Source organism: Pseudoalteromonas sp. CR1 (assembly GCF_019392235.1).
Classification (GTDB): Bacteria; Pseudomonadota; Gammaproteobacteria; order Enterobacterales; family Alteromonadaceae; genus Pseudoalteromonas.
Genome location: NZ_JAHXRM010000021.1, coordinates 1 through 22,207, shown reverse-complemented (window position 1 = coordinate 22,207; position 22,207 = coordinate 1). Strand labels below are relative to the sequence as shown.

Genomic DNA, 22,207 nt, shown 5'->3' with positions numbered 1-22,207 from the left:
AATCACTTTAAATTATTTAAAATAAAGCAGGGCTGCAAAGTTAAAAGCGCGACTTCAAGCCGCGCCATAACAGTTTTTTACTATATACTAAATAGCTTAGCAGCTCATAGTATCAAACTTTAAACGAATATTATTATAGATTAACGACATTATTAGTTTGTGTCTCAACATCATTCACAAGCGTAGTTAAGTATTTACTAAATTCGTCGCCGAGCTTAGCATCGCGCGTGCCGTACTCAACGATCGCTTTTATGTGACCTAGCTTATCACCACAGTCGTGCGAGCGCCCACTCATGTGAAGCGCTTCCACTGTTTCTTGCTTCATTAGCTCATCAATTGAATCCGACAACGGTATTTCACCGCCAGTGCCTACAGGCATTTTGGCATGTAATAGCAAGATGTTTTTACTTAATACGTAACGCCCTACTACAGCAAGGTTTGATGGTGCTTTATCTGAATCCGGTTTTTCAACCATGGTTTTAATAGTGGCGCTATTTTGAATTAAGCCGTTATCGCACCGCTAAGCTAATGGTTAAACTAAAGCTAGGATCTGCCAAGTACCACAACATCAATATAAAAGGGGTAATAATGAGCACCTTGAAACCCCAAACCTGCTTGATAGACAGTTTGTTGTTGAGCCAGATACCGTGTGGTGTGGTAATTTGACGTATATTTGGACAAGCAATCGCTGGGCTTATTTAGCCGCCGTTATTGATTTATTTGCACGCAAAGTCGTTGGGTAATGTAGTTATCACCAGATACTAATTTAACGTTAAAAGCGCTTGAACTCGCGTATGAAAGCAGAGGAAAACCGTCAGTAACCATTTTTCATTCAGACCAGGGTAGTCATTATACAAGCTTGAAATATCACCACCGTTTATGGTGCTATAAAATCAAACAAAGTATGAGTAGGCGCAGAAATTGCTGGGATAATGCGCCAATGGAGCGATTTTTTAGAAGCTTTAAGACGGAATGAATGCTAAAAGTTGGATATGAAATCTTAAAAGACACTAAATATAGTGTAAGTGATTATATCAACGGATATTACAATAATGTTAGACCATATCATTATAATGCTAGTTCAGCACCGAATGGATCTGAAATTATATACAAGGATTTTAAAACAATGCAAAAATCAGTCAACCACTACACTATAGTTAGCTCCAAGTGCGTATAACTCTAGTTTAATATACTTCATAAAGACTCACTAAGATAGTCAGAGTAGCTATAGGCTGGCATAATGCTCGAAACAAGAAAGAAACATTCTATACACTTCCAAAAAATTTAAGACTTAGTCAAATTAACCTTTACTAATCATCGGGCTTACTCATGTGACTTAATAACACAGCAAAAAAAGCAATATCAGCCAGACTAGCACCCCAAAATAAAAAATATTGTGCTGCTGAATATATTATTAAAGGCATTAAAACAAATAATTTTTCATTTCTTAAAAGCAATAAGGCTAATAGAGGTAAAAATAAAATAAGCCACGAAACACCTCCAACAATATAAAAAATCATTAAATACGAGTTATGAGCGTGCATTTCCCCATATAAATCGAAAGAAAGATAATTTCTAAAACCAAAGTTACCTAAGAAAAAGTTATCAAAGGCAACTTGTATATAGTTAGACCAAATTACATCTCTACCAGATATTTCAACCTGACCTTTACCTCTTGTGAATTGATCAAAAACAGCTGAAAAATCATAAAAAAGTGCTAAAGCCAGGGATATAGAAGAGAAAAAAATGATACCAATGAGTACATTTTTATTTTTAAGTGCTTTAAGGGCAAAAAAGAAAAAATACGCAAAAAATGCAACAAGCCCACTTCTCGAAAATGAAACAACGAGAGCAAATAAAACCATCGTATAAAATAATAACTTTAAAGGAAGTTTAATTTTATTCGCGAAATAAAACTCAAATAGAACTAACGCTATTAATGCATTACCTGCAAAAGAAGAGCTATTATTAGATAAACCGAAGACCCGGTTGTAATAAAGCAATTCACTCTCGTAGCCGGAACCTTGTGAAGTAATAAAAAAGCTTTTAACTCCTAGTGAATATTGAATATAGCCACAAACCACCTCAAGCATAATAAAAAAAATCATAAACTTAGCTACTCTTTCATTTAAGTAAAGAGCGCAAAAAAAAGAAAACAAAAGCGATAATTGTATTGGTAAAAAGTTCTCTCTAAAATTTATATCACCAAAAAATAAAAACAAACTTGCTAAACTAAATATCAATGAAAAAGAAAGGAGGAAGATAGTATATTTTGCTATTTTTTGATCTTTACTTTCTATAGCACCTATAAAAAAAAGCAGAAAAGGCAATAAATAGTAAAAAAAAGCAGGTAGCAAAGCGGTACTCGGTAAGTAAAAGCACAAAGAAATAATAAAAACATTTCCATGGCTCCTTACATTAATTCCATTATACAACTCATTTTCTCTATAAAACCCCACTAGGACTTTCCTTTTTTATGAGATAAAAACTAAAAAACTGACTAAAAAACAGTAGGCTTAACCATGACAAAGATAATGATAAAGCGACCCCATAACTACCAAATTCTTTAAAAAGTACATCCATGGTTAGAATTGATAAAGTTAAGGAAATCAAAGATGATAAATTTATTAATTTATAATACTTTAGAATATACAATCTAGCTGAAAAAATAAGATACAAACCTTGCATAAAAAAAGAAATTAACAACACTGGCATTATTTTAAGTGATTCACTATAACCAACTGGATAAAAATAAGTTATGTATATAAGCCCAATAAAGTACACAACTATAGTTAGTAATAATAAGATAGAAACACAAATAAAATAATGCTTCTTTGTAACTTTAGCTTTATTTGAAAAGTAAAAGGATGCCCAAAACCTATTACCTGAAACACATAAAACACTTAGAATCATAGCCACTTGTATCGCAACATTATAATAGACAAAGCTAGAATCATCAGCTTTTGATGCCATAAAGTATCTGTCATATACAAATCGTATTGAATTAACTAATATATGAATAATTATAGAAGATATAAACACTGCATATAATCGAGTATCTTTAAAGCTCATTCTAAATCTTGATACCACTGCTTTTCTTTCTAATATATAAAAAAATAAAAGCAATGATACCTGAGTAAGAATACAAATAATAAAAAACATTTCATTAACATGATTACCATAAATGAAAAAATAAATTATTAGAGGTACATAAAAGCAAGCTTGAAGAGAAAGCATTATAACCCCATAAAATATACTCTTTTGATCAGCTTGAAATCTAACAGCCATAACTTGACCAATCGATAAGTTAAAACCTATTACTATTAAGTAAAAAATTTCCTCCTTCGAAAGAAAAAACCCATCACCATATATAAAATTAAGAAGTGAAACAGTAAAAGCGGCAATAAAAGATGGTAATAATGCACTGGGAATGTTTAGCTTTTTAGCGTTATTATCTGTAAGGGTAATCAGTACTTTTGTACTCACTCCTAGTGGTAATAAAGTAAGGAAGAAGCTTATTAACAATATATATAAAGAAACAGTTTTAAATTCCGTCACTGTTAATGTTTGAGCAAAAAATGGCAGAATTAAAAAAGGCATTAATTTAATACATATATCAAAGAATAGATATCCAAAAACCTTTTGTATAAATTGATTAAATATAGGTAACTTCATTATTTAAACTTTTCAAGAAGTAAAAGGCGTTCGTAATGTTGAATATTTCTTTTTTTAAAACATTTAGCCGGAGATCCGCCTGCAATTTCACAATAACCTATATTTGACGTAACAACAGAACCTGCTTGTATAATTGCTCCATCATTAATATTAACCCCTCCCAAAATCAAAACATCATCACCTATCCATACATTATTACCTATAACTACTTTTTTATGTATTACTTTATTTCCATAAGGAATGTAGTCATCATTATCGTAGTCATGGTAAGAGGTTATTATTTTACAACCACCACCAGAGTGAAAGTTATCGCCTATAACAACCTCACCAGAACCTCGGATTCGCATGCCATTAAAATGGCAGTTATTACCTAGTTTCGTATTTTTTGACAAAATTGAAAAGCCATTAACAAACACTTTTCCCTCAAAGCTTTTAATTCTCATTTTATTTAATAAAGTATATATAAATCGTTTCATTCTTGTACTTCCAATTCACAAATTCCTGCTAACTTCATAACGTTTTGACATATACTAATTGAATTTATTACTTCATCACTGGGCAAAGTAAGCAAGTTACTAATGAAGTAAAAATCAGAGCCTTTATGCGCATTAAAAATATTTAGAAGTGCCGTAGAATAAAAACTAATAAAAATGCCTTTTGGTGCTTTATTTTCATAAAAGTAACTTTCTATACTAGTAGGTAAAGAAATCACATTGAATCCAGCTACCTCTACCTGTTTAATTTTACTTTTCGATTCTGAGCGATGCATATAGTAATTGAAATTTATGTATTCACCTTTATAAAGGTCTATAATTTTTTTTAGCTCAAATATATATTTATCTTCACTAATAAAGCCTAGTTCGACTAAGTGCTGACCAATAAAAGAAACACTTTTATTGCGTTCGTAATCACTAAATTTGGCTATTTCTTTTTTTAGAACAACAAAGCTACTGTCTTTAGTTTCCTGTATAGGGAGTGAGGTATAAATAGTGCAGTTTACTTCCTCTAACTTAGTAACATGAGATAATAAATACAAACCATCATCTACTAGATAAATTGTCTTATCAAAGTATTTTGAAAGTTTAATTAAAGGGCGGCAAACAATTGAACGAGCATCACCAATAATTAAGCTTTTAGCCGATAACAGTAAATAAAAACACTTAAAATAAAAGTATATTAGTAATGGAATTTTTTTTATTCCTCGAGCTGGTAAATAAAAAAACATTACATCTGCATTTAATTTATTTAACATATACTGTTTTTTTTGTGTTTTATTTCCGTTATCTCTAACTAATATTTTTCTATCTTTATTTTTTATACCTAATGTATCAAACAAAGAGATACTATTTTGTAATTGATAGGGGGATTCTATTATTGCTAACATTTTATCTCTCTTTGAGTACAAGCTCTGCAAACATAAAATCCAGTTTTGTATCAATATCAATTGAGCTTTCAGGAGACATAACAAAAGGATAATAATCATTATCTAAAAATAGCTTTTTACTTGCTAAAAGAGTTTTTCTCTCTATCAAATAAATGGCTCCATTTAGTTGATAGAACGCTTTTAAATCTTGTGAACGAGTATTTGATAAGCCTTTTATAAATTCTTTAAAATCACTGCCTGTTTCAAGAGAAGTAGACCAAAGTGGTGAATGCTCACACTTAGTCATTGATACAACCCCTTTAGCCTGTTTTTCAATATATAAAGCTATTGCAGCGTCTATATCCTGAGCTGTCCTTAATGGGGAGGTAGGTTGTAATAAACAAATAATATCAAACTCGTCAATGCTGCTAGCAAAGTCTACAGCATGTAGCAATACGTCAAGTGAACTAGCTGTATCAGATGCAAGCTCTGCAGGTCTTTTTAATTGGTAGGTATTAGCGTAATGGTTGCTTATTTCTAACACTTTTGAACAATCTGAAGTGACAATAGTTGCACTAATATATTGAGACTTTTTTATAGCCTCAAAAGTATGCGAAATTAACGGTAAACCATTTAATAATTTAATGTTTTTTTGAGGGAGACGTTTACTTCCAGCACGTGCTGGAACAACAGCTAATACTTTTGGTTTCATTTATAAACCTAACTCATGGATGTCTACTTGTGCTTTTTTAAAATCATCATGACGACCTACATCCAACCAATACTCATGGATGGGAAATTTTAATGTTTTGAGTCCTTCGACTTGCTTGTTTTCAAATAAGCTTGGCATGTCTAATCGTTCATTTTTTGAAAGCGAATTAATAATATGATTAGACACTATATAAATACCTGCATTGACAAAGTACCGGTATGTTGGCTTTTCTACCATGCCTGTAATTTCATGCCCTTCACCTTCAATTACTCCAAAAGGAATTTTGACCTCATAGTCACGCACACACATGGTGGCATCGCTAGCCTGCTTAACATGAAAGTCGAGCACTTTAGAAAAATCGACATTCGTTAAAATATCACCATTAATCATAATTAATGGCTCTTTTGGTAAATTATCTGGGAGTAGTGAGAGTGCACCACCCGTGCCAAGAGGTGTTTCTTCATGCACATACGTAATTTCAACGTCAAAATTATCGCCGTTACCAAAGTAATCCATGATTACCTCTGGCAAATAGTGGGTAGAAATATAAAACTTATAAAACCCATGGTTTTTAAAATTATTAATTAGCGTTTCAAGCATGGGCTTACCACCTACTTTTAACATAGGCTTAGGGCAATTATCGGTTAGTGGCTTTAAACGAGTACCAAACCCACCCGCCATTATAAATATTGGGTTTTCACGTTTTTCAATGACAAGGGTATCGTATAATGTTTTAAGCCCGACGAGTTGATCATCATCATTAACTATAGGGAGTGCTAATATTTTACGTGACTGCATTAGGGCTTTTAAATCGGAACTACTTAATGAAGCATTAGCACTTATGGGATTAGTATTCATTACTTCGCTTACTGATGCAGAAAGCTCTATTCCTTGTAATATTCCTCTACGTACATCGCCGTCAGTTACCATGCCAACTAATTTATTTTTATCAACAACTAAAGCCACCCTTAAAGCCTCTTTATCAATAACTCTTAATGCTTCTTTTATTGAAGTTGAAGGCCCTATTACTACTTTTTGCCAGTTAATTGTCATCCGTTTCACCTAAATTTTTAATTACTGAACGCGCACCATAAACAATAGAGTTTGATGGGATTGATTTAGTTATATTCGCACCCACTCCTATTATGGCGTTTTCACCAATCGTAATGTTATTGATAACATTAACGCCGGTGGCGATGTGAGCGTTACCTTCAATTATAACCTGACCACTTAAAGTTGACCCTGGAGCTAAATGACAATGTGCGCCAATATTACAATCATGATCTACAGAACTTGAAGTGTTTATTATCGTATTTTCCGCTATTACAGTGCCAATATTTACTACGCAATTATTCATTACCTGTGCACCACACCCTATACTTGAGTAGTCTGATACTTCAGCAGAATCTGCAATGATGGTTGCAAATGTATACCCTAACTCAGAAAAACGTGTATAGATTTTTTTTCTTAGTGTTTGTCGCGGCATTGCACCAATACCATTAACTAGCAGAACCTGGTCTACTGAAAATTTTAATACATCATCATCATTCAAGTATTGCGGTACAGAATCAAAAATTTTAAGCCCCGCAGTAATTTCAGGTGCCACAACACCTATTATAGTTTTTTTTTGCTTAATTAATATTTCGGCAAGTGCCGCTGCATGCCCGCCACCACCTAAAATTAAATATCCAGGGTTACTCATCTATTAAGTCACCAGCCGTATAACTTTTTACACTTGGTTTATTTAAATAATTCCAATACTTTAATGGGCTTAAACCATTACCTGGTCGCTTCACTGCAAGGTTTTCTTTACTAAACAGTTCACCAGCGGTGATCGTGTTTGCAGCTACAAGGCTTTTACGCGCTACGTTTTTGTTTTTAACTTCCGACGGACGTGGCCCTTTAATACCATCTCCCAGCACCTTTTCAACAATGCGAATACCATCAACCATTGCTTTTAATTCTTCCGGGTCTAGCGATGCTTTATGGTCGGGACCTGGTAGGCTTTTATCGACTGTGAAATGCTTTTCAATTAAAACTGCACCTTTAGATACAGCTGCAACCGGTACAATTATACCCTCACTGTGATCTGAGTAACCAACTTTCAATTTAAATGCGTCCTTCATTGTATCCATTGCATTTAAATTTATATCGCCAAAAGGAGCTGGGTATTCTGTAGTACAGTGTAGCAGTGTCACTTTTTCTTTTAGTAGCTGCTTACCTTGCTCAGAAAAATACGCTGATTGTAATGTTTCATCTGTCGGATTACCTTCTGGGTTTATATAACCAAAGGCAATGACTGATAGCACTTGCTCTATTTCTGATAATGTAGCCATTCCTGTGGAGACAATGAGGTCGCATCCCGTTCTAGCATGCTCAAGTACTAATGGTGCGTTTGTAATTTCACCCGATGGCAACTTTAATCGTGTGATGCCTAAGTCACCAACTAAAAACGAAAGGCTTTCTGAATCGAACGCTGTAGATAAAAACTCTATGCCTAAATCATTACAATGTTTAACTAGCTTATGATGCGTTTCGTAGCTTAGCTCTAATCGCTTTAGCATTGAGTACTGAGACTCTTTTTGACCACTATTAGTAATTTGGTACTCTGCCTGCTGTGCATCTTCAGTCACTAAATTTTTAGCTTTAAATGTTTGAAATTTAACTATATCGGCACCAGCTTGATGCGCAGCGTCAACAAGTGAAAAAGCTAACTCGTCACTACCATTATGGTTAACACCCGCTTCTGCAATAATTAATGTCATAGATGTACTCACTTTAAATCGTAAAAAGGTTTGCTCGGCTCAAACTCTAAAGATTTGAGCATTTGAATTGCTTGAGCACTTGCATTACCAGCGCCATATGGATTTATTATTGTTTCGGCTGGGGTTTTATATTCACCTTTAAGAGCACTTGTTATAGCCGCTTTTATAGCTGCTTTTGTGGAGTCGCAATGCAATACACTCTTAGCCGCTAAGCGCCCTTTTTGTCTAACGCCAATATTAACAGTGGGTACATTAAAGGACGGTACTTCGATTACGCCACTTGATGAATTACCAATCACTACAGCGGCATGCTTAACAGCACTTAAATAACGCTTTTGACCAAGTGATGGAATAGCATTCACTCTTTCAGGCTGTTGCTTAGCGTACTTCTCAATAATTGGAATTATACGGCGACCACCATCATCTGCATTCGGGTAAGTTAAGATAATTTGATGATCTTTAAACTCATCTAGTGCATTGAGCAATGCAATAAAGCTTTGCTCTGGAGGCTCTTCACCTAGCGTTACCGGATGATAGGTAACAAGAAAGTAAGGCTGTTTCAGATTAAAACTTAATGATTTGCCAATTTCATCTACGCTCATAAAATCACTACGTGCTAAGTGATCAAGGCCTATTGCACCAATGTTTTTAACCCGTTCAGGTACTTCACCTAGTTGTATTACACGTTGTCGATATTCCTCAGTAGAGGTTCCGTGTAAATAACTCAACTTAGTAATGGCGTGGCGAATAGCATCATCATAGGCACCTTCGGTGATTTCTCCGCCATGTAGATGTAAAATAGGGATGCGCAGAATCATTGCTGTTTGAGCAGCTGCAAGTGCTTCAAAACGGTCACCTAAAATGACCAAGGCATCAGGCTTTAATCGATTTAATGCATCAGTAAATCCAAGTACACCCAGCCCCATACTTTTAGCGGTACCAACGGCCGTATCTGATGAGAGTAAAATTTCTATTTTTTCATCTATGGTAAAACCATCTTGCTCTATTTGTTTATAAGTTTCCCCAAATTCAGATGATAAATGCATGCCTGAGACTAATAACTGCAATTTAAGCTCTGGATCACTTTGAATATCTTTTATTAGCCAATACAACAGCCCATACTCTGCTCGAGTACCAGTAAATACAGCTATTTTTTTTGTCATTATAACTTGCCTAAACTTTTAACCGGAGAGCTAGGTATATTAACTAAGTGAGCCTCTATAAACTCTGAATGGCTTAAATCGCCTTTTAATGCATTTTTAAACATGGGTAGACGATGCATTAACTGCCATATTGGGCGTGTCATTACACCATCAATATTGCTCTGTTTTAATAGTTTTTCTCGTTCACTTTGATTAGGACAAATGATTGCGTTTAACCAATAATTTGATTTTGCGTAACTAGGTTCAGTAACAAATTTAAAGTCAGTATCTTTAAAAAAATCTGCATATAAGTGTGCAAGGTGACGTTTATTGTCTACAAATGCTTTAAGGCTTTCCATTTGAGCGCAACCAAGTGCTGCGTTTAAGTTAGGCATACGATAATTAAATCCAGCTTCATCATGAAAGAATTCATACGGATGAGGCACTTTAGCTGTTGTAGTTATGTGTTTGGTGCGCAGCCCCGACGCTAAGGTTTTGCATAAAACCATACCGCCACCACCGGTGGTAATAATTTTATTACCATTAAAGCTAATTGCGCCAAAGTCACCTAACGTACCGGTATGCTTATCTTTGTAAAAAGATCCAAGACTTTCTGCTGCATCTTCTACTAAAGCGATTTGCCATTCATTACAAACACTAATTAGCTCATCAAGCTCAATAGGATGGCCAAATGTATGCATTGGAACCACGGCCTGAAAACGTTGCTTTGTAGTTTTATGAATAGGGCCCGATTCAGTTAATACTGCATGTTGCTCTAAAAATGCAGACAAAGCTTTTGGGCATAACCCCAAGCTAACGGGTGATACATCAACAAATGCAGGCTCTGCTCCCATATGATGCAATGCATTGCAAGTTGCTACAAAAGTAAGGGCTTGAGTAATAACTATGTCGTTATTTTTAACTCCTGCCATATACAGCGCTGCGTGCAAGGCTGCAGTGCCATTTACAGTAGCAACAGCTTTTGCGGTCCCAGTGTAACTTTCAATATGAGTTTCGAAATCGTCTACAAATTTACCAACACTTGATACAAATGTACTGCTTATCGTTTCTGATACATACTTTTGTTCATTACCTGAAAAAGTCGGTGCGTGTAGAGGAATGAACTCATTGGTTTGGTAGAGATCTTTCACAAATGAAACAAGCTGTTTAGTCATGATATATTTGCCTACTTACATTTTACCATCAAGGTATTTGCCTGTTTCTTTATGCCCAAAATCAGGAATCATTTTAAAGAAAAGCGAAACTATTTCGTCTTTTGTCCAAGCTTTATTAGTTTTCATTTGAGTAATTTTTTCTTCAAATTCGGCTAATAATTCTTGTTCGAAAATTGCATCATTTTTAATAATGCCTAAATTTTCAAAGCGGTCCATATCCAATGTTTCATTGTCGGTAAAAAATTCTTCAAAGTCCTTTTCGCCTGTGGTGTCACTTTCAGTAAATAAACACGGCCACTTACCTTGAGCTGGAAGCGTTTTTACTAACTCACGTGCTTCGTCTTCAGTTTTACATAAATACGGTTCAAAGCCCCGTTCTTGAAGGTATTTAACAGCAATATCAGCAAATGTAATCAGGTGTAACGCTTCACTCAATTTCGGGAAGAAAATATCGCGGTTATCACCAAAAATACATGACATTAAACATAGCTCACCCGATTCTTGAGGTGTAACAAAGTAGCGTTTTATATCACTCGGTGCGACTATTGGTTGCTGTTTTTGTAACCGCTGATTAAAGCCATGGAGTAATGAGCCATCTGAAAAAGCAACATTTGCAAATCGAGCTGTAGAAATAGCGATTTCTTCGCTTTTACGCATTAAAAACATTTCCATAATGCGTTTTGACGCTCCCATCATATTAACTGGGTTGGCTGCTTTGTCGGTAGATACACAAAAGTATTTTTTTGCGCCGCAATCAATCGATTGTTGAATAGTTTTATCAGTGTTAAACACGTTTACATCGATCATACGCATTAACGTGAATGGATCTTTTTCACTACGCACATGTTTAAGTGCCGATAAGTTCAATACATAATCATATTGCCCGTCTGCTTTTATAAATGCATCGTATTCAACTGAGCCAATGTCGAGCGCGAAAGTTTGAAAGTCCCCTTCGATGTAACCAAATGAACTTCGTATATCGCGAACCAACTCAACCATATTATTTTCGCTAATATCGACAACATGCAGCTTTTTCGGGTTGCGTTTAAAAATTTCTTTGGTGACAGCTTGGCCTATTGAGCCTGCGCCTCCTAATACTAGAAATGAAGAGTTTGTTACAACATTTGTTAGCTCAGTTTCGCTTTGTGATATGTCTTTTAAAAAAAGCTCTTTTGTTCGACCTATGAGTTTAAGTATATTTTCCATCATTTCACTTATTTTTTATATTTCAGATAGCCTTTTAAGGCGTAAACTACAAAATGCTTTGTAGACCTTAAAATATTTAATTTTTGAACTTCTCTATATAAATGCCACTGCCATTTTAATATTTTAAATTTATTTTGAGTCATACCGGAATCAACTCTATACAAAGCTAAAATATCCGGAATGCTGTAAGCTTTAGGTATTTGTTTTAATATATTTAGCCAAAGCCCCATATCCTGCCTTTTACGAATTAAAGGCATGTAATGCTTACCTAATACTTTGCTATCATAAACAGCGGTTAAGCAACCAATTACGTTACTATTAAGTAGCTTATTATAAGTTGTGAATTGAGGTGGCGTAACAGTACCCTTTAGGTTTTCACTTTCTAATTTTTGATATCCAGTGAAAGTAAATGCGTAGTTATTACTCAGCATAAAACTAATTTGAGTAGCAAGCTTTTCAGGTAACCACAGGTCGTCTGCATCTAAAAACGCAATAAAACGACCAACTGATTGCTTTATTGAATTATTTCGTGCAACACCAGCCCCGCCATTTTGCTCATTTATGAACAGTTTTATTCGCGAATCCTGAATTGCGTATTCATTAATTATTTTCTGAGTAGTATCGGTAGAACGATCATCTGTTATTAGCAGCTCCCAATTACTGTAAGTTTGGCTAATAACAGACTCTATAGACTCGGCTATGTGTGATTCTGCATTGTAAGCAGGCATTATTATAGAAACTAATGGTTGTTCCTCACTCATTTAGCGGCCCATACCAAATATAACTGTTCGTACTGTCATTAATAAAATTTTGATGTCCAGTAAAGCTGAATGATGTTTTATGTAATGAATGTCATACTTGTGCTTCCATATAGCGTCTTCAACCGATGCCCCATATGGGTAGCTCACTTGTGCTAACCCCGTTACACCTGGCTTAACTGCGTGCCTAAAGCGATAATAGGGGATTTCTTTTTCTAGATCTTTTATAAATACTTCACGCTCGGGCCTTGGCCCAACTATCGACATAGTTCCTTGTATAACATTTATTAGTTGTGGAATTTCATCTATGCGTGTTTTACGAATAAATTTACCTACTTTAGTAACGCGTGCATCATTTTTTGAAGCCCATTGAGCTCCATTTTTTTCAGCATCGTTTCGCATAGAACGAAATTTATACACTTCAAACTGTTTGTTATATTGGCCGGTACGCTTTTGCTTAAATAATATTGGCCCTGGGCTTTCTAATTTAATAAACAAAGCAGCAAATATTGAAAATGGAATAGTGATTATAAGGAGTAAAATAGCACTCACAATATCTACACAACGCTTTGCCACTTGAGTTCGCTGATTCGATAAAATAGAAAATGCTTTTTGGTGCAAAAAATAACTGCTATGTAGTAAACGCACTTCTGTATATTTTAGCCTGTCGTCTAAATAACTTACTAAAGGCTCAACCCATGCACCACACTCAGTGGCATTAACTAAAAACTTACGTTGTTGCTTACTTAAATGTGCACTTTGATAATGGCATACTACTTTTTTAGTGAAATCAGTAATACTGTAGTCGTTAATTATTATATCGAATGAATAATCATCAATAATTTCACCTATATTACTTGCACACTCCTCTGGGCAAAATACATAAATCACACTTTGCTTTAGTGCTTCTGATTTTGATTTAAAGCTTTCAGTTATGAATATCGATTTTAGCTGTTCTTGATTATTACTAACAGGCTCTTCATTCATATCGGGTGTACCTACTTTCAGGTTCATGTACTGCTCTTTTTATTTATCTGATTTATATTCGTAGTTGTAATAACCGTAATAGCCATAGGCGTTGCTTGCTTTTTTAACCACCCCGTTAAACACAAGCCCTTTTACGTCGATACCGTTTTGTTCAAAGCGATTGCGTGTAAGCTCTATTTCACGCAAGTGGTTTTGGCCAAAACGTGCTACCAATAGCGTAGTGCCCGTATGCGCACTCACTATAGCCGGGTCGGTTACTGCAAGTATTGGTGGGGTATCTATAATTACTATGTCGTATACTGCGCTTACTTCTTCAACTAGTTTGCTAAAGTTGCTGTGCATTAGAAGCTCTGACGGGTTTGGCGGTATTTGCCCACGGGTAATTACATTTAAGCCTTCAACTTTAGTTGGCTTGGTTACTTGTGTTAAGTTTAAACGGCCCGAAAGGTAATCACTTAAGCCATTGTCCCACTTTAAGCCAAACTGGGTTTGTAAGTAGCCTTTGCGCATATCGGCATCAATAATGAGTACTTTTTTGCCGCTTTGTGCGAGTACTGCCGCCAAGTTAACCGATATAAACGACTTACCCACACCTGGGCTTGGGCCCGATATAGCAATAATGTTGTTTTTAGCTTCCATCATCGCAAAATGTAAGCTGGTACGTAAGCTACGCAAGGCCTCTATTGAAAGGTCGGCTGGGTTATCAAGCGCGAGTAGGCTTTTAGCTTTACCTGTTTTATTTTTGCGCCCTGTAAAGCCGGTTAGTTTATCTTGATAGTCTGAGTGGGGCACGCTTGCGTATACAGGTATGCCCAGGCCTTCAATTTCAGCTGGGTCTTCAACCCCTTTGTGCATGGCTTTTTGTATAAGTACAATAGCCACTGCAAGCATGCCACCTAGCATGGTTGCCATTACCACTATTAATGCTTTTTTAGGCTTAACTGGTTTACTGGTATTTACCTCGGCGTAGTCTATAACACGTACGTTACCTACGGTACCAGCACGTACTATGTCAAGCTCTTGGGTTTTGCTTAAAAGCAAGGTATAAATTTGGTTGCTTACCTCAACATCGCGTTTTAGGCGTAGTAGCTCTTGTTGGGTTTCAGGCAGGCTCCCCACTTCGCCAATGAGTTCATTTTTTTGGCTTTCTACCGCTTGTATTTGCTCAATTATACCTTGGTATGCAGGGTGATTTTTTTTAAACTTACGGCCCAGCTCTAAGCGCTTTAGGTTTAGCTCTTGTAGTTTTGTTTCAAGCTTTACTACTTGCTCAAGCACACCTTGAGTCTCAAGCGTTATGTTTATTGATTGGCGCTTTATTTGGTAGTCGTTAAAGCGTTGCTCGGCGTATTCAAGCTGTTTTTTAATTTCAGGTAATTGTACTTCTAAAAATTCAAGCGACTTTTGTGCCTCTGCGCTGTTGCGCTCTACATTACGGCGCACGTAAATAGCGGCTACTTTATCTAGCACTTTTTCGGCGTAGCTTGGTTTTGTGCTTTGTAGGCTTAAATTGATTATGCCTGAGTCTTTACCTTTTTCGCTTGCACCAATAGCTGCTTGTAAATCGAGTATTGTATTTAATCGGTCTTTACGAGTAATTATAAACTCGGTACCTGGGCGCGCATTAAGCTCACGTATTGTTAGGTTAAATTTACCTTTAGTAAGCTCTTCACCTACTTTACCGGCCAGTATTTGGTCTCCATCATCATTTAAAAGCGCCACACTATTACCTGCTTGTGCTACAAGTACAAACTCTTGGTTTACCGCTGTGCGGGGTACGTCAAACCTGAATATGTTTATGCTTTCGCCGCCCCATGCATAACTGCTTGCACCAAAACTTGGTTCGGCTAAATCGCCCTCTTCCACTGGGGTAAACTTACGGTACGCACGGTTACCAATAAACGGGAATAGTTTTGGTTCGGCTACAATGTCTAGCTTTAGTGAATCTACCGCCTCACCAATTACACTGCGCGATTTAAGGAGTTCTATTTCGGTTACCGCAGCCGATGTGCTTTCGAACATGCCAGCCATGTCGTCAAACCCGGGGACCGATGCGCCGCCGTCTTCCACTTGTATCATGGCGGTGGCTTGGTAAACTGGCGTGCTTAATATCGCATAAACCACACCTATAAACATAAACAGTGCCGTTATGCCTGCTATAAAGTATTTGCGGTCGAGTAATGCGCCTAGCAGTGCCATTAAATCGATTTCTTGTGTGGGTTGTGCGGTGTTTTTATTTTTATTTTCAGGCTGGGTATTCATTAAATTAGCCATTCCTTATAAATACTTTTGCCAAGCGCTGCATGCGCTATCGATTAATGTGTAAACGTGCTCAAATGCTTCGGTGCTTTGGCGGTATGGGTCGGGTATTTCAGCGTTGTTAATCCACTTACCTAGTAAAAATGTTTTTCCGCGTGCCTCGGGGTAACGTGCGTGTACATCGTTTAAATGGCGTTCTTCCATAACCAGTATTACGCTATTTTGCGCAACAAGTGCAGACGACAACTGCCTGCCTTGGTGCTCGTCCATGTTTACACCATGTGCTTGCGCAATTTGTTTTGCTTTTGCATCAGCCGGTTTGCCTTCAAGCGCAGTTAAACCAGCCGACGACACTTTAATATTTTTACCTTCAAGCTTTTGCTTTAATACATATTCACCGGTAGGGCTGCGGCAAATATTACCAGCACATACAACTAATACAGAATCGAACATTGCTATGCGCCTTAGTTATTTATGTCGTTTAGGTTATCAACGGTAGCTACCGACGGTAATAATAAGCTTATTACGCGGTTCCAACGGGCCAATGGTGCCGATGTTACGTATACAATGTCATGCGGTTGCAGCTCAAACTGCTCGGCTAATACCATTGCAGTAATGTTTTTAGCATGCAGCTGGTATACGTTTGCAATAACACCTGTTTGTTCTACGTTACTTTTGCGCAGTACAAACACGCCGTTGGCGTCGGCTGTGGTTTCGTTTAGGCCACCGGTGTCGCTAAGTGCTTCGGCTAGGTTTAAGCCGTATCGGTTTAATACAATAGAGCCTGCACGTTTTACATCGCCCAGTACAAATACTTTTTGTGCGTCGTTACGCGTTACATGAATTATGTCGCCGTGTTGCAGTAAACGGTTTTGCGAAATATCACCCTGTGAATAAAAGCTGTCGAGCTGTATGGTTTCTGTTTTGTTACCACGAGTAAACGTTACTGTGCGCCAATCGGCTGCCTCGGTTAGGCCACCTGCTTGGTTTAGCGCGTCAATTAGGGTAAGTGGTATTTCGGTAACTGGATATACGCCTGGTTTGTTTACTTCGCCGGTTACGTAGGCTTTTTGGCTTCTAAAGCCTACTACTTTTATGTCTACTTGCGGGTCTTCAATTACGCGGCTTAGGCGTTTAACTAGGTCTTCGCGTACTTCGCTAATAGTACGTCCTGCTGCAGGAATATCTGGCGCGTAAGCATAGGTAATGGTGCCGTCTTTTTGTACGCGAAAGCCATCAAACTCTGCGGTACGTTGTACTGCTGCGGGTATTGTAAGTTCGGGATGATCCCATACGCCTATGGTTAGTACGTCACCTACACCTAGTTTGTATTCGTAATTGCTTACGTTTACACCAGTGGTGTTCGATATTGGCTTTGCAGATGCACGTGCTTGTTTTTGTTGTTTAATTAGCGTCGAGTCGATAATTTGAATATTTACTTTTTCGAGATCTTGCTCAAGGTTTTGTGTTTGCTCGCCAGATTCTAAGCCTTCAAAATGGCTGCCTGGTACTATGGTGCAACCGGTAACTGATAGTAATGCGAGTGAGGTGATGAGTGATTTACAGCTTAACGCCATTGTAGAATCCCAAAATTATTTTAAATATTTTGTTCCTCACCGACCTTGGTGAGTACTTGTATTTTTGTGCGGTAATTAAAGCATGAGAGGGCTTTTCGCGCAAGCCGAAACGCGCTTTTGAATTACTGCTTTCTTTTAAATAAGTATTTAAGCTTACTCAATGTTTTACAAAATGTAGGTAGCAAACAGGGCTGACTTTATTTTGCGATATTTTAACTTTTTTGCACTTTTATATTAAACGCTTATTCGCTTTATACCTTCAATAAGCTTTACTTGGTTAAAGTTTATGAGTAATCCTGTTTTTATGCCGCTTAGCTTTAAGTATGTTATTAGCTGTGCTGTATGAATTGGCAATAATTTTTCAACTGTTTTTATTTCTATTATTAATTGCTCTGGAATTAATATATCGAGCCTATACCCTGCATCAATGGTTGTGTTTTTATACTTAATTGGTAATTTTATTTGGCTTTTTGTTGATAAACCTGTTTGCTGTAGTTCATATACTAGGCAGTTTTCATAGCTTGATTCTAATAAACCTGGCCCAAGGTTTTTATGTACTTCAATGGCGCAACCAATTACTTTTTGAGTTAGTAAGTCTTCCATGGCGATCCTTTGCAAATTTGTCACTTTGGAATATAGACTAATTATTTTAGTTGCACATATTTTGTACGCCAGTTAGGCGTTTCGCGCTACACAGAGTAAATTTTTTCTATTTACTAGTCACAATGATGATAATGTTTTATTCCTTTGATTAGGTACAAACCCTAACTATAAAACAATTTTGACCACCGAGAACACTGAGGCGCTGCGCGCTACACTGAGAAGAGCGTAAAATAATGAATTAGTCTAAAACCAATTCTCCTTTACTTCTCCTTGTCTTCCCTGTGGTGATAATAAGGTTTTATTTATTTTAATAATTCGGTTCAACACCTAAACACAAAACAATTTTGACCACCGAGAGCACCGAAGCGCTGCGCGCTACACAGAGGAAAGATACTATTTTCTAGTATTTTCTCCTTTACTTCTTCTTGTTTTCTCTGTGGTGATAATAATTTTTTACTTTACCATTTAGGTAAAAAACCAACCTACAAAACTTTTGCTTGTCTAGCCCTTCGGGCACGCTTCACGTTCCAGTTCGTCGCAGAGCTCACTTATATTAGGGGCACAACTTCTTATGCTTTTACAAAGCAGTTAACATCGTAAAAGCGTTGCTTTTAAACGCCAGCAAGCTGTGCGTCTACGAGCTTGTCTAGCCCTTCGGGCACGCTTCCGCCCCTAGGTTGCAGTTCCTACTTACTGATGAATTACCTATATTTATAAACACCATGCTAGTAGGCTACACGCCTACAAAACCCTTAACCAAATTCAATATCTGTATTATCTACGCTCATTTCTACCTGCTTATTAAGCAAGTTAATTAACAAAATACTGCGTAGGTCGCCGTCTGGCTCTTTGTATATTGCGTCTATATTTTTAAACGAATTATTATTTACACTTACTGCATCGCCCTGTTTAGGTAACTGCGATTCAACCGTATATAAATTGTGATTATTTAAATGTTCAATTATTGCTAGCGGTACAACCTGATAATTAGCGCCATATGTTACAAAGCCACCTATACCGCGGGTATTTTTTACAGCAGCAAAGCACCCATTTTTTGAGTTTAGGCAAACAAATAAGTAATTTGGAAATAAAGGGACTTGTTTGACGGTACGACGACCTTTAACCAGCTTTTCAGTGGTTAATATGGGGTAAAAAGCTTCTATTCCTTGATTATTCAAGTTGGCTTTTGCCCGCTCTTCTTGGCGCGGCTTACACGTTACTAAATACCAACTTTCCATGGCAACCTTACTACTTACTATATTGCAATAAACACAAGATTAAACTAAATCGAGTGCCATTATAGCCAGCGTATAATGCCTATGTAAATATGCTTGCTAAGTTATTGGTTACTTACATAACCTAAGTACATTGTTATTGTTTATGTAACAATTACTTAACCAAAGTTGAAGTTTATGACTACCACACTGTCACCGTTCACTTTTCATTCAAACAATGCATTTATTTTATATTTTGCAAATTACAAAAGTGTTATCTACCTTAGGTAATTAACAAGTTTTTAAGAGTAAATGTATATGGATATACTTCACCACGGCGCGGTTAATGGTGTTACAGGCTCATGCCATGAGCTTTTAATTGATGATCAATCAAGCGTACTTATTGATTGCGGGTTGTTTCAAGGAGAGGAATCAAAAGAAGACTTATCAATAGAGTTTGACATTAGCCACGTTACTGCGCTTATTGTTACGCATTGCCATATTGATCATGTGGGCCGAATTCCCTATTTATTTGCCGCGGGTTTTAAAGGGCCCATATTTACCTCGCAAGCTTCAGCAAGTTTGCTGCCACTAGTAATAGAAGATGCACTAAAAATAGGCGTTACACGCGACCCTAAAATTATAAGTGCCTGCTTAAACCTACTAAAGCGCCGTATTGTACCTGTAGATTTTAAAACGTGGTTTGACTTGCCATGCAATGGACAGCAAAAAGCGAAAGCCCGATTTCAGCGTGCTGGGCACATTTTAGGCTCGGCCTATGTTGAAATTGATATTAAAACTCATAAGCAAGGTACTAAACCAAATGGTACTCATCGCGTTGTATTCTCGGGTGATTTAGGCGCACCCTACACCCCTTTACTTCCCTCGCCCAAAGCACCTTATAAGGCCGACACTTTAGTGATTGAATCCACCTATGGTGATAAAAACCATCAAGGCCGTAAACAGCGTACCCAAACACTTAAAAATGTAATAGAGCGCGCGGTTGCCGATAATGGAGTGGTGTTGGTGCCTGCGTTTAGTATTGGCCGAACCCAAGAGCTACTTTACGAATTAGAACAACTTATACATAGCTCTGGTAAGCATTCAAAATGGCGAGATATTCACGTAATACTCGACTCCCCTATGGCGGCAAACTTTACCACTCAATATAAAAAATTTAAGCATTTATGGGATAACGAAGCAAAACAAAAAGTAGCCAAAGGCCGGTACCCTCTTGATTTTAAAAACCTAACCACGGTTGATACGCACAAAGAGCATATAGCCATTATTAATTACTTAAGTACGCGCCAAACGCCTGCCATTATTTTAGCCGCCAGCGGTATGTGCACCGGTGGGCGAATAATTAATTACCTAGAACGATTTTTGAGTGATACAACGACCGATGTTTTATTTGTAGGCTACCAAGGGCGAGGCACGTTAGGGCGCGACATTCAACAATACGGCCCACGTAATGGTTACGTTTTTATAAATAATAAACGCGTTACAATAAATGCCAAAGTACACACCATTAGCGGCTACAGTGCGCATGCCGATCAAAACGGATTAATTAAGTTTGTAACGGGCATGCGTAAAAAGCCAAGCCATATAAAAATTGTGCATGGTGATGATGATGCAAAAGCCGCATTAGCCAGTAAGTATAAAGAGGTGTTGGGTGAGAGCGTTAAAGTTGAAATAGGAAGTTAGCTTTTAACGCGCCAGCAAGCAAGGCGCCTACGTGGTGTTAAACTTTACTATTAGTGGTTTGAGATACCTTTTTAGGCGTGAAGCTTGCTCATGCGAATTATTAAATGTAAGGCTATTCTTTTAACGCGCCAGCAAGCAAGGCGCCTACGTGGTGTTAAATCTTAGTATTAGTGGCTTTAAATAACTTTGTAGGCGTGAAGCTTGCTCACGCGAATTATTAAATTTAAAAGCTATGCTTTTAACGCGCCAGCAAGCAAGGCGCTTACGTGGTGTTAAACTTTACTATTAGTGGTTTGGGATACCTTTGTAGGCGTGAAGCTTGCTCACGCGAAAGGATTTAAAAGGTAAAATTATATGGTAAACACACATAAACGCTTAAAGGGACGATGCCCAACAATTAATGCCTTTTACTCTATCACTTTATGTTGCGACCATCGCAAGCCATTATTTTCTAACTACGTAAATGCACGTCTAATCACTAAAGAACTGTTTTTATTTTCTAAAAGTAATTCAATAAACACTATTTGTTACGTAGTTATGCCTGATCATGTTCATTGGTTCTTCCAGCTTAGTGGTACTGCGAACCTATCAGGTGTAGTTAGAAAGTTTAAAAATATTACAACTCATAATCTTAATAAACAAAACAGTACAAGCGGAAAAATATGGCAATCAAATTACTATGATCACCAAGTAAGAGATGAAAGGGACTTAATAGCTCAAGCTAGGTATATAGTAGCAAACCCTTTACGCGCAAAGTTAGTAGACAACATAAGCAAATATCCGTATTGGGATTGTGTTTATTTATAGATTTTAACGCGCCAGCAAGCAAGGCGCCTACGTGGTGTTAAACCTTAGTATTAGTGGTTTTGGACCCTTTGTAGGCGTGAAGCTTGCTTACGCGAATTATTAAATGTAAAAGCTATACTTTTAACGCGCCAGCAAGCAAGGCGCCTACATGGTGTTAAACCTTAGTATTAGCGGTTTGGGGTACCTTTGTAGGCGTGAAGCTTGCTTACGCGAATTATTAAATGTAAAAGCTATACTTTTAACGCGCCAGCAAGCAAGGC

General features: G+C 37.1%; 20 protein-coding genes and 2 pseudogenes. 3 read left to right on the top strand and 19 right to left on the bottom strand.

What is annotated here, in order from left to right; all coding sequences use genetic code 11:
- Positions 1-133: 133 nt before the first annotated feature.
- Positions 134-493 (bottom strand): annotated as a pseudogene (locus tag KZZ04_RS16190) (UTP--glucose-1-phosphate uridylyltransferase); the annotation flags it as partial.
- An 8-nt stretch (positions 494-501) separates the two neighbouring features.
- On the opposite strand from KZZ04_RS16190, the pseudogene KZZ04_RS21290 reads away from it, so the two are divergent.
- Positions 502-1,177: pseudogene (locus tag KZZ04_RS21290) on the top strand (IS3 family transposase); the annotation flags it as partial.
- Positions 1,178-1,310: 133 nt separating this feature from the next.
- On the opposite strand, the gene KZZ04_RS16180 reads toward KZZ04_RS21290, so the two are convergent.
- From KZZ04_RS16180 to rfaH, 18 genes are all read right to left on the bottom strand, one after another.
- Complete coding sequence (locus tag KZZ04_RS16180) at positions 1,311-2,459, bottom strand: O-antigen ligase family protein (protein ID WP_219423210.1); 1,149 nt, start codon at positions 2,457-2,459, stop codon at positions 1,311-1,313.
- Entirely contained in the window at positions 2,446-3,675 is a 1,230-nt protein-coding gene (locus tag KZZ04_RS16175; protein WP_219423207.1) for a lipopolysaccharide biosynthesis protein, read from the bottom strand. Before KZZ04_RS16175 ends, KZZ04_RS16180 begins: the two co-directional genes overlap by 14 nt.
- Positions 3,675-4,151 carry an acyltransferase gene (locus KZZ04_RS16170; RefSeq protein WP_257903650.1) on the bottom strand — a complete coding sequence of 159 codons (477 nt, stop codon included), beginning with the start codon at positions 4,149-4,151 and terminating at the stop codon, positions 3,675-3,677. Before KZZ04_RS16170 ends, KZZ04_RS16175 begins: the two co-directional genes overlap by 1 nt.
- On the bottom strand, positions 4,148-5,059 hold the full coding sequence (locus tag KZZ04_RS16165; RefSeq protein ID WP_219423205.1) for a hypothetical protein: 912 nt from the start codon (positions 5,057-5,059) through the stop codon (positions 4,148-4,150). Before KZZ04_RS16165 ends, KZZ04_RS16170 begins: the two co-directional genes overlap by 4 nt.
- A gap of 1 nt (position 5,060) precedes the next feature.
- On the bottom strand, positions 5,061-5,750 hold the full coding sequence (locus KZZ04_RS16160; RefSeq protein WP_219423203.1) for an acylneuraminate cytidylyltransferase family protein: 690 nt from the start codon (positions 5,748-5,750) through the stop codon (positions 5,061-5,063).
- The gene (locus KZZ04_RS16155; RefSeq protein WP_219423201.1) at positions 5,751-6,803 is read right to left on the bottom strand and encodes a nucleotidyltransferase family protein; all 1,053 of its coding nucleotides are present in this window, start codon (positions 6,801-6,803) and stop codon (positions 5,751-5,753) included.
- Entirely contained in the window at positions 6,793-7,452 is a 660-nt protein-coding gene (locus tag KZZ04_RS16150) for a NeuD/PglB/VioB family sugar acetyltransferase (RefSeq protein WP_219423199.1), read from the bottom strand. Before KZZ04_RS16150 ends, KZZ04_RS16155 begins: the two co-directional genes overlap by 11 nt.
- A complete protein-coding gene (neuB, locus tag KZZ04_RS16145; RefSeq protein ID WP_219423197.1) occupies positions 7,445-8,515 on the bottom strand; it encodes an N-acetylneuraminate synthase in 1,071 nt (356 codons plus the stop codon). The genes KZZ04_RS16150 and neuB overlap by 8 nt, the downstream gene beginning before the upstream one ends.
- 8 nt (positions 8,516-8,523) lie before the next feature.
- Complete coding sequence (gene neuC / locus KZZ04_RS16140) at positions 8,524-9,678, bottom strand: UDP-N-acetylglucosamine 2-epimerase (protein WP_219423195.1); 1,155 nt, start codon at positions 9,676-9,678, stop codon at positions 8,524-8,526.
- The gene (locus tag KZZ04_RS16135; RefSeq protein ID WP_219423193.1) at positions 9,678-10,832 is read right to left on the bottom strand and encodes a LegC family aminotransferase; all 1,155 of its coding nucleotides are present in this window, start codon (positions 10,830-10,832) and stop codon (positions 9,678-9,680) included. The genes neuC and KZZ04_RS16135 overlap by 1 nt, the downstream gene beginning before the upstream one ends.
- 15 nt (positions 10,833-10,847) lie before the next feature.
- The gene (locus tag KZZ04_RS16130; RefSeq protein WP_219423191.1) at positions 10,848-12,038 is read right to left on the bottom strand and encodes a UDP-N-acetylglucosamine 4,6-dehydratase; all 1,191 of its coding nucleotides are present in this window, start codon (positions 12,036-12,038) and stop codon (positions 10,848-10,850) included.
- A gap of 8 nt (positions 12,039-12,046) precedes the next feature.
- The gene (locus KZZ04_RS16125) at positions 12,047-12,799 is read right to left on the bottom strand and encodes a glycosyltransferase family 2 protein (protein ID WP_219423189.1); all 753 of its coding nucleotides are present in this window, start codon (positions 12,797-12,799) and stop codon (positions 12,047-12,049) included.
- Positions 12,800-13,810 (bottom strand): sugar transferase, encoded by a 1,011-nt coding sequence (locus tag KZZ04_RS16120; RefSeq protein ID WP_219423187.1) that lies wholly within the window; start codon positions 13,808-13,810, stop codon positions 12,800-12,802.
- Between the two features lie 12 nt (positions 13,811-13,822).
- A complete protein-coding gene (locus tag KZZ04_RS16115; RefSeq protein ID WP_219423185.1) occupies positions 13,823-16,045 on the bottom strand; it encodes a polysaccharide biosynthesis tyrosine autokinase in 2,223 nt (740 codons plus the stop codon).
- Positions 16,046-16,060: 15 nt separating this feature from the next.
- Positions 16,061-16,495 (bottom strand): low molecular weight protein-tyrosine-phosphatase, encoded by a 435-nt coding sequence (locus tag KZZ04_RS16110; RefSeq protein ID WP_058403315.1) that lies wholly within the window; start codon positions 16,493-16,495, stop codon positions 16,061-16,063.
- 11 nt (positions 16,496-16,506) lie between these two features.
- Positions 16,507-17,619: a polysaccharide export protein gene (locus KZZ04_RS16105; protein WP_058403316.1), complete on the bottom strand. Its 1,113-nt coding sequence runs from the start codon at positions 17,617-17,619 to the stop codon at positions 16,507-16,509.
- Between the two features lie 234 nt (positions 17,620-17,853).
- Positions 17,854-18,222 carry a GxxExxY protein gene (locus KZZ04_RS16100; protein ID WP_219423183.1) on the bottom strand — a complete coding sequence of 123 codons (369 nt, stop codon included), beginning with the start codon at positions 18,220-18,222 and terminating at the stop codon, positions 17,854-17,856.
- Between the two features lie 752 nt (positions 18,223-18,974).
- The gene (rfaH, locus tag KZZ04_RS16095; RefSeq protein WP_219423181.1) at positions 18,975-19,460 is read right to left on the bottom strand and encodes a transcription/translation regulatory transformer protein RfaH; all 486 of its coding nucleotides are present in this window, start codon (positions 19,458-19,460) and stop codon (positions 18,975-18,977) included.
- A 294-nt stretch (positions 19,461-19,754) separates the two neighbouring features.
- Between rfaH and KZZ04_RS16090 the strand changes: the two genes are divergently transcribed.
- Both KZZ04_RS16090 and KZZ04_RS16085 read left to right on the top strand, forming a co-directional pair.
- Complete coding sequence (locus tag KZZ04_RS16090) at positions 19,755-21,140, top strand: MBL fold metallo-hydrolase RNA specificity domain-containing protein (protein ID WP_219423180.1); 1,386 nt, start codon at positions 19,755-19,757, stop codon at positions 21,138-21,140.
- A 354-nt stretch (positions 21,141-21,494) separates the two neighbouring features.
- A complete protein-coding gene (locus tag KZZ04_RS16085; protein WP_219423178.1) occupies positions 21,495-21,947 on the top strand; it encodes a transposase in 453 nt (150 codons plus the stop codon).
- Positions 21,948-22,207: the final 260 nt, after the last annotated feature.

Coding starts and splice junctions, on each gene's coding strand:
- KZZ04_RS16115 (WP_219423185.1), bottom strand. CDS start 16,045: ATGAATACCCAGCCTGAAAATAAAAATAAAAACACCGCACAACCCACA.
- KZZ04_RS16110 (WP_058403315.1), bottom strand. CDS start 16,495: ATGTTCGATTCTGTATTAGTTGTATGTGCTGGTAATATTTGCCGCAGC.
- rfaH (WP_219423181.1), bottom strand. CDS start 19,460: ATGGAAAGTTGGTATTTAGTAACGTGTAAGCCGCGCCAAGAAGAGCGG.
- KZZ04_RS16135 (WP_219423193.1), bottom strand. CDS start 10,832: ATGACTAAACAGCTTGTTTCATTTGTGAAAGATCTCTACCAAACCAAT.
- neuC (WP_219423195.1), bottom strand. CDS start 9,678: ATGACAAAAAAAATAGCTGTATTTACTGGTACTCGAGCAGAGTATGGG.
- KZZ04_RS16125 (WP_219423189.1), bottom strand. CDS start 12,799: ATGAGTGAGGAACAACCATTAGTTTCTATAATAATGCCTGCTTACAAT.
- KZZ04_RS16085 (WP_219423178.1), top strand. CDS start 21,495: ATGGTAAACACACATAAACGCTTAAAGGGACGATGCCCAACAATTAAT.
- KZZ04_RS16155 (WP_219423201.1), bottom strand. CDS start 6,803: ATGACAATTAACTGGCAAAAAGTAGTAATAGGGCCTTCAACTTCAATA.
- KZZ04_RS16130 (WP_219423191.1), bottom strand. CDS start 12,038: ATGGAAAATATACTTAAACTCATAGGTCGAACAAAAGAGCTTTTTTTA.
- KZZ04_RS16160 (WP_219423203.1), bottom strand. CDS start 5,750: ATGAAACCAAAAGTATTAGCTGTTGTTCCAGCACGTGCTGGAAGTAAA.
- KZZ04_RS16100 (WP_219423183.1), bottom strand. CDS start 18,222: ATGGAAGACTTACTAACTCAAAAAGTAATTGGTTGCGCCATTGAAGTA.
- KZZ04_RS16175 (WP_219423207.1), bottom strand. CDS start 3,675: ATGAAGTTACCTATATTTAATCAATTTATACAAAAGGTTTTTGGATAT.
- KZZ04_RS16150 (WP_219423199.1), bottom strand. CDS start 7,452: ATGAGTAACCCTGGATATTTAATTTTAGGTGGTGGCGGGCATGCAGCG.
- neuB (WP_219423197.1), bottom strand. CDS start 8,515: ATGACATTAATTATTGCAGAAGCGGGTGTTAACCATAATGGTAGTGAC.
- KZZ04_RS16090 (WP_219423180.1), top strand. CDS start 19,755: ATGGATATACTTCACCACGGCGCGGTTAATGGTGTTACAGGCTCATGC.
- KZZ04_RS16105 (WP_058403316.1), bottom strand. CDS start 17,619: ATGGCGTTAAGCTGTAAATCACTCATCACCTCACTCGCATTACTATCA.
- KZZ04_RS16120 (WP_219423187.1), bottom strand. CDS start 13,810: ATGAACCTGAAAGTAGGTACACCCGATATGAATGAAGAGCCTGTTAGT.
- KZZ04_RS16170 (WP_257903650.1), bottom strand. CDS start 4,151: ATGAAACGATTTATATATACTTTATTAAATAAAATGAGAATTAAAAGC.
- KZZ04_RS16165 (WP_219423205.1), bottom strand. CDS start 5,059: ATGTTAGCAATAATAGAATCCCCCTATCAATTACAAAATAGTATCTCT.